This window comes from Bacillus sp. NPDC060175, from assembly GCF_042728695.1.
GTDB lineage: Bacteria > Bacillota > Bacilli > Bacillales > Bacillaceae_G > Bacillus_A.
The window spans coordinates 1-14,964 of the sequence record NZ_JBHWYR010000009.1; the positions used below are offsets into that span (position 1 = coordinate 1).

The 14,964-nt window shown below is 35.0% G+C and carries 10 protein-coding genes and 1 riboswitch; of the genes, 8 read left to right on the forward strand and 2 right to left on the reverse strand.

Annotated features, from left to right (window positions below; genetic code table 11):
- Positions 1–21 precede the first annotated feature (21 nt).
- Entirely contained in the window at positions 22–711 is a 690-nt protein-coding gene (locus ACFWDE_RS07160; protein WP_377891240.1) for a Crp/Fnr family transcriptional regulator, read from the forward strand.
- A gap of 157 nt (positions 712–868) precedes the next feature.
- Positions 869–1,552 (forward strand): ABC transporter permease, encoded by a 684-nt coding sequence (locus ACFWDE_RS07165; protein WP_377891099.1) that lies wholly within the window; start codon positions 869–871, stop codon positions 1,550–1,552.
- Between the two features lie 122 nt (positions 1,553–1,674).
- Here the strand turns inward: ACFWDE_RS07165 and ACFWDE_RS07170 are convergent, their stop codons facing one another.
- Positions 1,675–3,009: an FAD-binding oxidoreductase gene (locus ACFWDE_RS07170; RefSeq protein ID WP_377891101.1), complete on the reverse strand. Its 1,335-nt coding sequence runs from the start codon at positions 3,007–3,009 to the stop codon at positions 1,675–1,677.
- Positions 3,010–3,400: 391 nt separating this feature from the next.
- On the opposite strand from ACFWDE_RS07170, the gene ACFWDE_RS07175 reads away from it, so the two are divergent.
- The 4 genes from ACFWDE_RS07175 to ACFWDE_RS07190 all read left to right on the forward strand — a co-directional run bounded on the left by ACFWDE_RS07175 (position 3,401) and on the right by ACFWDE_RS07190 (position 10,831).
- The gene (locus ACFWDE_RS07175; protein ID WP_377891103.1) at positions 3,401–5,065 is read left to right on the forward strand and encodes a glycoside hydrolase family 13 protein; all 1,665 of its coding nucleotides are present in this window, start codon (positions 3,401–3,403) and stop codon (positions 5,063–5,065) included.
- A 202-nt stretch (positions 5,066–5,267) separates the two neighbouring features.
- On the forward strand, positions 5,268–6,905 hold the full coding sequence (locus ACFWDE_RS07180; protein WP_016103422.1) for a PTS transporter subunit IIBC: 1,638 nt from the start codon (positions 5,268–5,270) through the stop codon (positions 6,903–6,905).
- 4 nt (positions 6,906–6,909) lie between these two features.
- A complete protein-coding gene (locus ACFWDE_RS07185) occupies positions 6,910–7,701 on the forward strand; it encodes an endonuclease/exonuclease/phosphatase family protein (RefSeq protein ID WP_377891106.1) in 792 nt (263 codons plus the stop codon).
- A gap of 304 nt (positions 7,702–8,005) precedes the next feature.
- Positions 8,006–10,831, forward strand: a complete 2,826-nt coding sequence (locus ACFWDE_RS07190; RefSeq protein ID WP_377891108.1) for a YhgE/Pip family protein — start codon at positions 8,006–8,008, stop codon at positions 10,829–10,831.
- A gap of 41 nt (positions 10,832–10,872) precedes the next feature.
- On the opposite strand, the gene topB is transcribed toward ACFWDE_RS07190, so the two are convergent.
- A complete protein-coding gene (topB, locus tag ACFWDE_RS07195; RefSeq protein WP_377891110.1) occupies positions 10,873–13,062 on the reverse strand; it encodes a DNA topoisomerase III in 2,190 nt (729 codons plus the stop codon).
- Between the two features lie 228 nt (positions 13,063–13,290).
- A riboswitch (TPP riboswitch) is annotated at positions 13,291–13,403 on the forward strand.
- A gap of 72 nt (positions 13,404–13,475) precedes the next feature.
- Here topB and thiM point away from each other — a divergent pair.
- Complete coding sequence (gene thiM / locus ACFWDE_RS07200) at positions 13,476–14,285, forward strand: hydroxyethylthiazole kinase (protein ID WP_377891112.1); 810 nt, start codon at positions 13,476–13,478, stop codon at positions 14,283–14,285.
- A gap of 13 nt (positions 14,286–14,298) precedes the next feature.
- Positions 14,299–14,958, forward strand: coding sequence for a thiamine phosphate synthase (gene thiE / locus ACFWDE_RS07205; protein ID WP_078185157.1), 660 nt, complete (start codon positions 14,299–14,301; stop codon positions 14,956–14,958).
- The last annotated feature ends 6 nt before the right edge of the window (positions 14,959–14,964 follow it).

A 14,964-nucleotide genomic window follows, 5' to 3' on the forward strand; every position in this document is an offset into this window, starting at 1 on the left:
CAGCAAGAGAGAGGGAATCTTATGAATAGACGGAACGTAGTTAAAGATTTAAAGCAATTTGAATTATTTGCTCATTTAACAGAAAAGAAATTGAAAGGTTTGACGGAGTTTGTCTATTGGCGAACTTATAAAAAGGGTCAATTTTTATTTTTAGAAGGGGATTCAAGAGAAAGAATTTACTTCATGTTAGATGGTTTTGTAAAGTTAGAGCGGGTAAATCAAAGTGGGAATTTATTATATGATGACTATGTAAAGCGGTATTCTATTTTTCCTTATGGTGGTATGTTTACAGACAGAGGATATAACTATACGGCAGAAGCGATGACAGATGTAGAGGTATATTATATTCCGACAGTAATTTTCGAAGATATGGTGAAATCTAGTAGGGCGCAATTAATGTACGTTGTTCAGCAATTATCATCGATATTAAAACTAAACGAAAATCGAGTACAAAACATTACAATTCCTAATGCACAAGATCGGGTCATTCAAACATTAAATTATTTAATGCAGGATTTAGGAGAACAGAGTGGCGAAACGATTGTAATTTCATGCCCACTTACAACAATTGAAATATCGAAAATATCTGGGACGTCCCGAGAGACGGTTAGCGGCGTATTAAAACAATTAAAAAACGATAGTATTGTTACAATTCTGGATAAAAAAATTACAATACATAATCCAACATATTTTGAGGAGATCTCTATGTGAAAATTGCATATTGATTTTCTAATTCATATTGTATATTAATAAGGTTCTTTATATATTTATAAGGAACTTTTTTACGTTATCCTCTATAAAATGATTGTATAGTATGGTAATAATAGCTAAAATCGATAATAAAAAAGCAAAGGGAAGGGGAGAAGGAATGGTTCGAATTGAGTATGATCGATTAGTAGCTATTTGTTACAGTATAGGGGTTTTGTTATTATTAAAAATTCCAAACGATAATGAATTAATTGGGGAAAAACTATTCAATTTCTATAAGGTTCCGGTATATACATATATTTATATGGATTATAAAGTCTCAAATATATTAATTGTTTCTTTCGTACTACATGTAATCGCATTTATATTATTTGTAAAATGGCTAGTGAAAAAGAAATCTAGTACATTTAGAACAATGAATAAGATAAAAGTAGTAGGCATCAGTATTTTGATTTTAATGATGCCGTTTATTTTAAATAACATCCTCCAGACATTGAATAAAACATGGTACTACGCAGGAAAAACAGGGGTAGAGGCGATAGAATATAAAAAAGAAGATAGCCAGTGTAGAATGGAGAAAAATGGAGAGGATATCGAACAAAGGTGTATTGTTACTCTAAAAAATTATTGTAATCATTCACAAGCATTAAAAGTTGTTTTATATGATAATGCAAACGAGAATTCAAAAAATTATCCAGTACCGAAACCAGTCTATTTACAAAAACATGAGACAAAGCAATTCGAATTTCAAATTCCTGTTGCTTATAATAGCGGTATTGAAAAAGATAAAGTACCAAATATTAAATTACATTTATTACATAAAAATGATGAGAAATACAATTAATCCGTAATTGAAAGTTTATGAGTAGGAGCAATAATTTGAAACGATATAGAAAATCAACTTGAATCATCCAACATGCTGCGAGGCAACGGCATATTGGATGATTTTTTATTTTATCTCTTTTTTTACGTATGAAAAGGAGGAATGCTTTGTTGAAAACGAAAAATATTACAAGGGTCATATGCTGTCTTCACTTTACGCAACCTTTGAAAATTAGAGCCATAATAACTAGTTTGCCAATTTTTTATGTCGATATCGGGCCAATTGACATAGTCTCCTAGTGTGTAAGGATCTAAGCTTTCCCGTAAATCTTTAACCCAGCGTATATTTCGGTTTTCTTCATCATCGCATTTCCAAGAGGTAATATATTCTTGAGCAATAATTGCCTTGCGGTGGAAATAAGCTGTTTCATTAGGGGAAACGTTTTCTACAGCACCTACGAGTGATTGGTGCCAAATACTCGCATCTTTATTTGGTGCATGAGAAAGAAAATGTTGCATGATTTGAATGCCTTTAAGGGGAATCGTTTTATATACATAGGAACCAGAGCGCTTAAATTTTTCAGGGATATTACCGCTATTAAAGAATTGAACAGCCTTTATATAAGGAACTTCATCTATAAAGAGAGAGGGGTTACCAGTTTCAAGAAGAGGAGATAATAGAGGATAGAGTTCAGAGGGAGAGCCAACAAATTCACCCTTCACCTCAATTTTATTTCGTTGTTTGGAGAATAATTCAATTGATGAAGTGAGACGTTCATCTATATAAGGTGCCCAGTTTTGCCAAGCTTGAAATGCAGCAATAAAGTCTTCCCATTCCCATGTAATCGAGAAAATTGAGACGTTTTTTATAGGATGGACACGAAAAGTTAAGGAAGTAACAATCCCGAAATTCCCACCCCCACCGCCGCGGCATGCCCAAAACAGGTTAGGGTTTTCTCGTTCATTTGCGCGAATGATTTTTGCACCAAATTTTCCGCACGCTTGTACCATTTCGACTTCTAATAATTGATCACATGTTAGTCCAAATAAGCGTGAAAGCATGCCGATGCCACCGCCAAGTGTTAATCCAACGATACCAACACTTGCACTTGTGCCAGCTGGTATTGTAACACCGTGTTTCCAAAGTTCTTTATAAACAGTGCCAAGATTTGCACCCGCTTCAATTGTTGCTGTTAATTTCCCTGTATTAACCGTAATTTGCTTCATTTCACTCACATCAATAATAAGTCCTCGATTTAAAAGAGAGAAATTTTCATAGCTATGACGTCCGCTTCTTAAGCGAAATGGTACATGATGCTCACGTGCCCACTTTAAGGCGTTACACACATCATTTTTATTTTGACAAAAAACAATAATACAAGGGAGTTTTGGAATACTTAAATTTAAATTCATTCGGGCTATGTCATACCCGGGATCCGAAGGAACGACGATACGACCAGTTAATTTTGTTTGTTTCAATTTGTATCTCCTTTCTGAAATAATATGAGTTTGTATTAGTATATGAAGAGTGTGTTTAACGCGTATGGACAAGAAGCAGAGAAGTGTTAGATTTATCCTGCTAGTTGTGAGCAGTAAGACCCCCACCTCAAAATCTGGCTGAAGTAAAGAAGTTAGATGAAAATCAGGATGCTCGTAAAAGTACGATTGGTGTGGGCTAATAATCAGTGGGAAATGGACACCCCCCACTGATTAAAGTTTCATTTTACCTTTGCGAGAAATAAATAAAGCATAAGAATAAGGAATCTACATGGAGTTCAATGAAAACAGTTGCAAACTCTCCATATTTTGTTATGATAGTGTTACGAAAACGTTTGCATAAAAAATAGAGATGCAAAAGGAGAGAGTTATTATGAAGAAAACATGGTGGAAAGAAGCAGTTGCTTATCAAATTTATCCACGTAGCTTTATGGATTCAAATGGTGATGGTATTGGAGATTTACAAGGTATTATTGCAAAACTAGATTATTTAAAAGATTTAGGTATAGATGTAATTTGGATTTGTCCAATGTATAAGTCACCTAATGATGATAATGGTTATGATATTAGTGATTATCAAGACATTATGGATGAGTTTGGTACAATGGCAGATTTTGATGCTTTACTAGATGAAGTTCATAAGCGTGATATGAAGCTTATTATTGATTTAGTTATTAATCATACGAGTGATGAACATCCATGGTTTATTGAATCGCGTTCATCTAAAGACAATCCGAAGCGTGATTGGTATATTTGGCATGATGGCAAAGATGGTGCGGAACCAAACAACTGGGAAAGTATTTTTAATGGTTCGGCATGGGAATACGATGAAGTAACAGGACAATATTATTTACATTTATTCTCACGTAAACAACCAGATTTAAACTGGGAGAATAAAGAAGTTCGCGAAGTGTTATACGATACGGTTAATTGGTGGCTTGATAAAGGAATTGATGGTTTCCGTGTGGATGCGATCAGTCATATTAAGAAAGAAGATGGCCTCAAGGATATGCCAAATCCAAAAGAATTAAAATATGTGCCATCTTTTGATAAACATATGAATGTGGATGGTATTCAACCTTTATTAGAAGAGTTAAAAGAAAATACATTTTCTAAGTACGATATTATGACTGTTGGTGAAGCTAATGGCGTTAAAATTGAAGATGCTGAGTTTTGGGTTGGAGAAGAGCAAGGTAAATTCAATATGGTATTCCAGTTTGAGCATTTAAGCTTATGGGATGCAGAAAAGAAGAAAGATCTTGATGTTGTAGGGTTGAAAAAGGTATTAACGAAATGGCAAAAAGGATTAGAAAATAAAGGATGGAATGCTTTATACATTGAGAATCACGATAAACCACGTATCGTTTCAACGTGGGGAGATGATAAACAATATTGGCGTGAAAGTGCAACAGCTCTAGGAGCGATGTATTTCTTTATGCACGGTACACCATTTATTTATCAAGGACAAGAAATTGGTATGACAAATGTTCAGTTACCAAATATTGAAGATTACGATGATGTAGCAATTAAAAATTTATATCGCGAGAAAATTGCAGAGGGCGTATCACATCAAGATATGATGGAAATTATATGGGCTTCTTGCCGCGATAATTCACGTACACCTATGCAGTGGAACGATGAGATGAATGCTGGTTTCACAACAAGTACACCTTGGTTTGGCATGAATCCAAATTACAAAGAAATTAATGTTGAAAAGCAAAAAAATGAAGAAAAGTCTATTTTCAATTTCTATAAGAAAATGATTGCCTTGAAAAAAGAGCACGATGTGTTGAACTACGGTACGTACGATTTACTTTTAGAAGATGATCCACAAATTTATGCGTATACACGTACGTTACAGGATGAAAAAGTCATTGTAATTAGTAATATCTCAAAAGAGGAAGCTGTGTATAATGAGAGTTTATTCGCATTAGAACGCAAACGTTTGCTTTTAAATAACTATGAAGTTGCGGAACATGAACAAATAACTACAATCACGTTGAAACCTTATGAAACAAGGGTTTATCGCATTTTATAATGAAAAAGGATGCTCCTTGAGCATCTTTTTTTATGAAAAAAAATAAATTTCTATTGCAATGTGAAAACGCTTTTATTAAAATAGATTTATGAAAACGGTTGCGTAAAGATAAAAAAGTAACATAAGGAATCGCTTTCATAAGAGAAACAGAAATTATAATTTAAATCATTATGTTGTTATAAATAAAGGGGAGGAAGAACAGATGAAAATTACGTCTTTTGATTTTTGGCAAAAGTTCGGGAAAGCATTATTAGTTGTTGTAGCTGTAATGCCAGCAGCTGGTTTAATGATTTCTATCGGTAAGTTAATTGGGATGTCTGCTGGGGATATTAACGCAGTTCATACAATTGCTCGAGTAATGGAAGACATCGGTTGGGCAATTATTACAAATTTACACATTTTATTCGCAGTAGCAATTGGGGGATCTTGGGCGAAGGATCGAGCAGGTGGTGCATTTGCAGCACTGTTAGCATTCGTCTTAACAAACAGAATTACAGGAGCTATATTTGGCGTAAACGCTCAAATGTTAGCGGATTCAAAAGCGACAGTTTCTTCATCATTAGCAGGAGATTTACTTGTAAAAGATTACTTTACTTCTGTACTTGGTGCACCAGCATTAAACATGGGAGTGTTCGTAGGGATTATCACAGGTTTCCTAGGAGCTACTTTATATAACAAATACTATAACTATAATAAACTGCCACAGGCATTAGCATTCTTTAATGGAAAACGATTCGTACCATTCGTTGTAATTGTATGGTCTACAGTTACTGCGATTGTATTATCACTTGTATGGCCATTTATCCAAAGTGGATTAAATGAATTTGGTCGCTGGATTGCAGCATCTAAAGACAGTGCACCAATTGTTGCACCGTTTGTATACGGAACGTTAGAACGTTTATTATTACCGTTTGGATTACATCATATGTTAACGATTCCGATGAACTACACAGAGCTAGGCGGAACATATACGATGTTAACTGGTTCAAAAGTTGGACAAGTTGTAGCAGGACAAGATCCATTATGGCTTGCATGGATTACAGATTTAAATAACTTATTAGCAAATGGAGATACGAAAGCATATAACGATTTATTAAATAACGTTGTACCAGCTCGTTTCAAAGCTGGACAAGTTATCGGCTCAACAGCAGCGTTAATGGGGATTGCATTTGCGATGTTCCGTAATGTTGATAAAGAAAAACGTGCAAAATATAAGCCAATGTTCTTATCAGCTGCATTAGCGGTATTCTTAACAGGTGTAACAGAACCAATTGAATTCATGTTCATGTTTATTGCGCCAGTATTATATGTTGTGTATGCAATTACAACAGGACTTGCATTCGCATTAGTAGATTTAATTGATTTACGTGTTCATGCATTTGGATTTATTGAGTTAATTACACGTACACCAATGATGGTCAATGCAGGATTAACAAGAGATTTAATTAACTTTGTCATTGTTTCATTAGTATTCTTCGGTCTTAACTTTACGTTATTCAATTTCTTAATTAAAAAATTCAATTTACCAACACCAGGACGTGCAGGTAACTATATTGATAATGAAGATGAGTCATCAGAAGGAACAGGAAATGTACAAGATGGTTCATTAGCAACAAAAGTTATTGATTTATTGGGCGGAAAAGATAATATTGCTGACGTAGATGCTTGTATGACACGTTTACGTATAACAGTAAAAGATTTAGATGTTGTTGCACCAGAAGCACAATGGAAACAAAATGGTGCTTTAGGACTTATTGTAAAAGATAAAGGTGTACAAGCAGTATATGGCCCGAAAGCTGACGTATTAAAGTCAGATATTCAAGATATGTTAGGTGCGTAATAATATGAAATTGCTAACTTTAAATTGTCACTCTTGGCAAGAAGAGAATCAAATTGAAAAAATAAAGTATCTTGCTAAAGTAATTCAAGAAGAAGATTATGATGTGATCGCATTGCAAGAAGTAAGTCAGTCTATACAAGCTGAAAATGTATGCGGTAACAAGAAAAAAGATAATTTTGGGCTTTTACTGCTAGAAGAGTTAAGAGCATTAAACGTAAAAGAATACAATATTATTTGGGATTTCTCTCATATTGGATATGATGTGTACGAAGAAGGATTAGCAATTATAACAAAGCACAACATTGTAAAGGAAGATACGTTCTTTGTCTCAAAAAATAAGGATACAACGTATTGGAAAACACGCAAAATTGTAAGTGCAACAATTGCTTATAATGATAAGAATATAACGTTTTATTCTTGCCATCTTGGTTGGTGGAATGATGAAGAAGAATCATTCAAAGACCAAGTTGATCGTTTAATGGAGCGTGTAAATAGCAATGAACTTTCCTTCTTAATGGGTGATTTTAATAACAATGCTCGTTTGGAAGGAGAGGGTTATGAGTATATGATGCAAAAAGGTTTATATGACACATATGAACTAGCGATAGAGAAGGATGAAGGAACGACTGTCCAAGGAGAGATTGCTGGTTGGGATGAAAATAAACAAAACTTACGAATCGACCTAATATTAAGCACTCAAAGTAAAACAATTAATTCTTCAAAAGTCATTTTTAATGGAACAAATCGAAATGTAATTTCTGATCATTTCGGTGTAGAAGTACAATTAGGTATATAATAGAAGAAATCCTCACAGATAATGAAAAGCTGTGAGGATTTTTTGTGAATACAAGTATTCCCAAGAGAAAATACTTGTATTTTTTATGACATTTCCTATATATTTGTTATTATTGAATGTAAAACTAATTTAGTCATTTTGTATGCATACTTTTTCTACTTCGTTATATAATGAAGTAAGTGAAATATTTAATGGGAAAAATAGTGCGTTTTCGGTTAATCCACGATGTAGAAAGTGATATAATTGCAAAATGCATGTATCATTTTCTAAAGAAGGAAAAATATATAATTAGGTGATAACTTATATGAAACAGATTTGGCGTATTTATAAGACAGATTTACGGAATGTAGCCAAACATTGGGCTGCAATTGTTATTGTTTTAGGGTTAATGATTTTACCATCGTTATATGCATGGTTTAACATTAAAGCCTCTTGGGATCCTTACGGAAATACGAAAGGAATCCAGATTGCAGTTTCTAACCAAGATGTTGGATCAAATTTAAGAGGGAAAGATATTAACATCGGGAAAGAAATTGTAGATTCACTTAAGAAGGACAAAAATTTCGGATGGAAGTTTGTCGATGAAAAGCAAGCAATTTATGGAGTAGAGCGTGGAGATTATTCCGCAAGTATTACTATTCCAAAAGATTTTTCTGAAAAGATTGCAACGGTCTTGAATGAAAATCCACAGAAACCAGAACTTGATTACTATGTAAATGAAAAAGTAAATGCGATTGCACCGAAAATTACAGCTAAAGGTGCATCGGGTCTTACAGAAGAGGTTAGTAAAAACTTTGTTAAAACAGCAAACGGTGAGATTTTTAAAATCTTCAATGACCTTGGAATCGATTTAGAAACTAACTTACCGAGTATTGAAAAGGTCAAGGATCTCGTATTTAAGTTAGAAGCACAGTTCCCAGAAATGAATACACTTGTGGATAAGGCATTAGATGATGCGACGCGAGCAGAAGATGTTGTGAAAGTAGCGCAAAAAGAGTTACCAGTTGTAGAAAGTGTTATTAATGATGGGCAAGAAGCGTTAGGGAATTTAGATAAGTTCTTTGCAAACAACGATCAAACATTGCAAAATGCACCTGGGACGATACGAAATCATTTAACAACGGCTAAAGATGTAATGGACAAAGCAAATACGTTTACGAACTTTTTAATGAATCCAGGGATAGACCTTTCTGGTATGAAGGGATTACCTGAGTTTCCAGCACGTCCAGATCTTTCAAAGTTAAATGATGAAGGTTATAAAAATATTGCAAGAAATATTAATCAAACGGTGAATAATGTTTTAAACTCAGCACGTGCAGGAACAGCATATGGAAAAAGTGTTGTGAATGGATTGCAAAATGGACAGTTTGATCCAGAAAAGGCAAAGCAAGATCTTAATGCGGTTTCTGAAAATCTTCAAGGTCGTACAGATAGTGTTGCATACCTTATAAATGTATTTACTGAACTTCAAAAATCGGCTACGACTGATTTTGGTCAAAGCTTTTTCCAAGGGCGAGTGGATCGCTTAACTAAGCTTAAAAGCGGTATGGAAAATGCAAACAACGGTATTAAAGATATTGTAAATGTTATTGGTACAGGACAAGAAGTAAAGAAAGATGTAACAGATGTAGCAAATCAAAAACTAGATGCAGCAAATGGATTAATTGATCAAGCTGAAAAAGATTACAGTGAAACATTTGTAGCAGATTATAAAAAAGCAGTTAGCACAGTTGATCAAGCTAAAGCTGATGCAAATGAAGCATACGATACTGTGAAAAATGAATATGATAAGGCAAAAAATAATTTTGAAGGTGTTATAGCAGACGTAAATAATAGAGGTGTTAATGGATTAGATAGCACAAAAGTAGCTTTAAACGATTTAAATGGTCAATTACAAGCTACTAAGAATCTAATTGGTGATGCGATTCCGGTTCTAGAAAGCACAAATAAGGTATTAGCAGATGTAAATAGTGGCAAAAACCTTAATAATGGAATTGCAAAATTGAATAAAGCACAAAATACTGTTCAAAAAGGTATAGATGCAACGAATAAGGCAACTACACTAATTAACAATGGACAGAAGCCTACAAAAGAGGTTGTAGAAAGTATTAATGAAGCAACTAAAAATGCTTCAGCTCAATTAGGAGATTTCTTAGCAACATATGATTCAGAAATTGTTCCAAACTTTAACACAGCAATTGCTCGTACAAAAGAGATGTCTAAAAATACAACTCAAATTTTAGGCGAGGCAGATAAGAAGCTTCCAGATGTGAAAAAATTACTTGAAGACTCATCAAAAGGCTTAGTAGATGGTCAAAAGAAAATTGCAGATATTAAAGCTGAAATGCCAGCTACTGAGAAAAAGATTAAAGAATTAGCAGATAAAATTCGTGATTTTGAATCTGAAGAGGATATAAAAGACATCATACGCTTATTGAAAAACGATGTTGAAAAGCAAAGTGACTACTTTGCAAATCCAGTAAATTTAAAAGAGAATAAATTATTTGCAATGCCGAACTACGGTTCAGCAATGTCACCATTCTATACAGTGCTTGCATTATGGGTAGGCGCATTATTAATGGTTTCATTATTAACGGTAGAAGTACACGAAGAGGGCGCGAATTATAAGAGCCATGAGGTTTACTTCGGACGTTTATTAACATTCTTAACGATAGGTCTTTCACAGGCGTTTATCGTATCGATGGGTGATATATTCTTACTCGGTACGTACGTAGTCGATAAATTCTGGTTTGTGTTATTTAGTTTATTTATTGGGGGAGTATTTGTTTGTATCGTGTACTCACTCGTTTCTATTTTCGGAAACGTTGGGAAATCGATGGCGATCATTTTACTTGTACTGCAAGTAGCAGGATCGGGCGGCACGTTCCCAATTCAAATGACACCGCCGTTCTTCCAAGCACTGTATCCGTTTTTACCGTTCACATATGCTATTAGTGCAATTCGTGAAACAGTAGGTGGAATGCTTTGGGATATAGTAACTAGAGATTTACTTGTGTTAAGTGTTTTCGTAGTAATCATGGTTGTGGCTGCATTATTACTGAAAAAACCAATTAACAAATCAAGTGAAAAGTTTGTTGAGAACGCAAAAGGAAGTAAAATTATTCATTAAAAATAAAAGGTTCCTACCGATAGTGGTAGGAACCTTTTTGTTTAATCAAATTTTAATTTCTTTAATGCTTCTGCGAATGGATTGTTTAATGGTTCTTCTTCTTTGTTCTGTTGTTTCATATATTTTTGGACGTCACGTTTATCAGCTTTGCTGCCGGATTCTTTTTTTCGTCTCTCTTGGAATGTAGAAAGTTTCTCACGATAGCCACATTTACATGCGAAAATTTGGCCTGTTCCTTCACCACGAAGTTCTAGTTTCTTTTTACACTGAGGACAGCGTGCGTTTGTAGTGCGGGATACATTTTTACGGTGACCACATTCGCGATCTTGGCATACAAGCATTTTTCCTTTTTTACCGTTTACTTCTAACATTGGTTTACCACAGTCTGGACAAGACTTCGTTGAAATGTTGTCGTGCTTATATTTTTTATCGCTTGATTTAATTTCAGTAACAATTTCCTTCGTATAGTTCTTCATTTCTGAAATGAATACTTCTTTCTTTAATTTTCCTTTAGCGATAGCTTCTAACTTTTGCTCCCATTCACCAGTTAGTGTAGGAGATTTCAGTTCTTCTGGCACTAAATCAAGTAACTGACGGCCTTTTGAAGTAATATGAATATCTTTACCACGTTTTTCAAGTAAGAACGAATTGAATAACTTGTCGATAATATCAGCACGCGTTGCTACAGTACCTAATCCACCAGTTGACTTTAACGTGTCAGCAAGTTGTTTGTTTTGCGTATCCATGTATTTTGTTGGGTTTTCCATCGCTGAAAGTAATGTTGCTTCATTAAAGCGTGCAGGTGCTTTCGTTTGACCTGATGTTTGGACAATTAGTTTTACGTTTAATGTGTCGCCTTTTTCGATGCGAGGTAAGATTTGTTCTTTTACATCATCGATTGCATCATCATCTTCAAATCGATTTTCATAAACCTCTTTCCAACCAGCATGTAAAATCGTTTTTCCACGTGCGATGAACGTTTCGTCACCAATTTTCGTGCGCAATGTTAGTTGTTCATATTCAAAGGCCGGGAATAAAACAGCTAAGAAACGTTTTACAACTAAGTCATAAATTTTACGTTCTTTATCGGTGAAAGCTGAGAAGTTTACATAGCTCTCTGTTGGAATAATTGCGTGATGATCACTTACTTTACTATCATCAACAAATGATTTATTAGATTTTACAGGTTTCTGCAATACTTTATGTGCTAAAGGACGGTATTCTCCAACTCCGCAAGCCTTCAGACGCTCTGGAAGTGTTCCGACAATATCAGATGAAATATAGCGTGAATCTGTACGAGGGTACGTTAAAACTTTATGCTGTTCATATAATTTTTGCATAATGTTTAATGTTTCTTTCGCAGAGTAACCAAATATTTTATTCGCATCACGTTGTAGTTCAGTTAAATCGTAAAGACCAGGAGCGAACGATTTCTTTTGTTTTTTATCAATGTCTACAACAGTAGCATTTTCCTTACTAATTTTGTTCACGATTGCATCAGTTTTTTCTTTATTAAAGCTACGGCTATTTCCTTTTGTATCTTGCCAAGTTAGCTTTAATCTCTCAGCTGTTTGAGCTTCGATACCATAGTAAGTTTGAGCTTTGAAATGTTTGATTTCATCTTCACGGCTTGCAATCATGGCTACAGTAGGTGTTTGGACACGACCACAATTTAATTGGGCATTAAAGCGAGTAGTTAATGCTCGAGTCGCATTAAGCCCGATATACCAGTCAGCCTCTGAACGTGCGACAGCTGAAGCGTATAGATTGTCATATGCTTTTCCTGGTTTTAAATTTGCGAAGCCATCTTTAATTGCTTTATCGGTAACAGATGAAATCCATAGACGTTTAATCGGTTTCTGCATTTTAACTTTATCGATAATCCAGCGTGCGACCAACTCTCCCTCACGACCGGCGTCAGTAGCTATAATGATTTCATTTACATCTTTTCTAAGAAGCTGACTTTTTACAGCGTTAAACTGTTTCCCTGTTTGTTTAATAACGGTTAGTTTTAAACGCTCCGGTAGCATTGGTAAATCTTCTAAATTCCACTGTTTATATTTCACATCATAGCTTTCTGGATCAGCTAATGTAACGAGATGACCTAAAGCCCAAGTAACAATATATTTACTACCTTCAAGATAGCCGTTCCCTTTTTTATCACATTTCAGTACACGTGCGATATCACGTGCAACAGAAGGTTTTTCAGCAATTACAATACTTTTTGCCATATTTAAAAACATCCTTTCAAATTTCCATACGTTAAATATAGCATACATCTTTGTTCTATTCAGTCTTGCTGACGGTTTGAGTTATTTGTGGTGAAATATACGTGTGAGAGTTTTACTTATATAAAGGCGAAGAATGGTTGAACCAGGAGAGTTCTGATCTCTATCATTCTATAAAAGTAAAGAACTTGTTATTTTATTAGAATAAGAGTAGACTTTGAAGTAGATGAATAATAAACACATGGGAGTTTGTGGATGCAAACTGAGAGTATGACTACTAGTCCGTTATTGACCATTTGAACCTGTTGGATAATGCCAGCGTAGGGAGAGTGTAAAAGCACATGTTCAGGCACTTTGCGTACGCGCAAAGTGCCTTTTTGTGTATCTCCCATCACTATAGTTAGGAGATGAAAAGGATGAATATGAAAGAAATTAGTAAAGTAGTGGATTTGGTAAGAGAGTCTAATCCGCTCGTTCATAATATTACAAATGTTGTTGTAACAAATTTTACAGCAAACGGTTTATTAGCATTAGGGGCATCGCCTGTAATGGCGTATGCAAAAGAAGAAGTAGCAGAAATGGCTAGCATTGCAGGAGCCCTTGTATTAAATATGGGTACACTTCGGCCTGAAGAGGTAGAAGCGATGTTACTTGCGGGTAAATCAGCAAATACGAATGAGGTACCAGTATTGTTTGATCCAGTTGGGGCAGGAGCAACTTCTTATCGAACAGAAGTTGCGAGATATATTCCAGCTGAAATAGATTTAGCTGTTATTCGCGGAAATGCAGCTGAAATTGCTAATGTTATTAATGAGAAATGGGAAATTAAAGGTGTAGACGCTGGTACTGGAAATGGTAATGTTGTAAATATTGCAAAACAGGCAGCGGCTGAATTAAATACAGTTGTGGTAATTACTGGAGAAGAAGATGTTGTTACAGATGGAGAGCGAACTATTCTTATTCGAAATGGACATCCTATTTTAACGAAAGTTACTGGAACAGGTTGTTTACTAACTTCTGTAATAGGAGCATTTGTAGCGGTAGAAAAGGATTATGTAAAGGCAGCAGTAGCCGCATTAACATTCTATGGAGTAGCAGCAGAAATAGCGGCTTCGAAAACAGTAGAGAATGGACCAGGAAGCTTTCAAATTGAATTTTTAAATCAGTTAGCGAATACAACTTCAGATGATATTGAGAAGTATGGAAAGATTGAGGTTATACAGTAAGGAGAGGAACTAGATGTCGCGCATTACAATGGATGAAATGTCTAGGTTATTACCAGTATATTTTATTATGGGAAGTAACAATTGTACGAAGGAGCCACTACAAGTATTGAGAGATGCACTAGAAGGTGGTATAACAATTTTTCAACTTCGTGAAAAGGGAGAAGGGGCTTTAACGGGAGAGAAACGTATTGATTTTGCGAAAGAACTACAAGCGCTTTGCAAGGAGTACGGTGTACCATTCATCGTAAATGATGATGTGGAACTAGCCCTCGAGTTAGATGCAGATGGCGTGCATGTTGGACAAGATGATGAAGGAATTACATCTGTTCGTAAAAAAATGGGAGATAAAATTATTGGAGTATCTACACATACAATTGAAGAAGCACGCTGGGCGATTGAAAATGGTGCCGATTATTTAGGAGTTGGTCCAATTTTCCCGACGAGTACGAAAAAAGATACAAAAGCGGTTCAAGGAACGAAAGGTCTAAAGTATTTTAGGGAACAAGAGATTACAATACCGATCGTTGGGATTGGTGGGATTACAATTGAAAATACAGCTTCTGTTATAGAAGCGGGTGCGGATGGTGTTTCAGTTATTTCAGCGATTAGCTTAGCGGAATCTGCGTATGAAAGTACGAAGAAATTAGTTGAGGAAGTAAATAAGAGTTTGTAGAGTCGC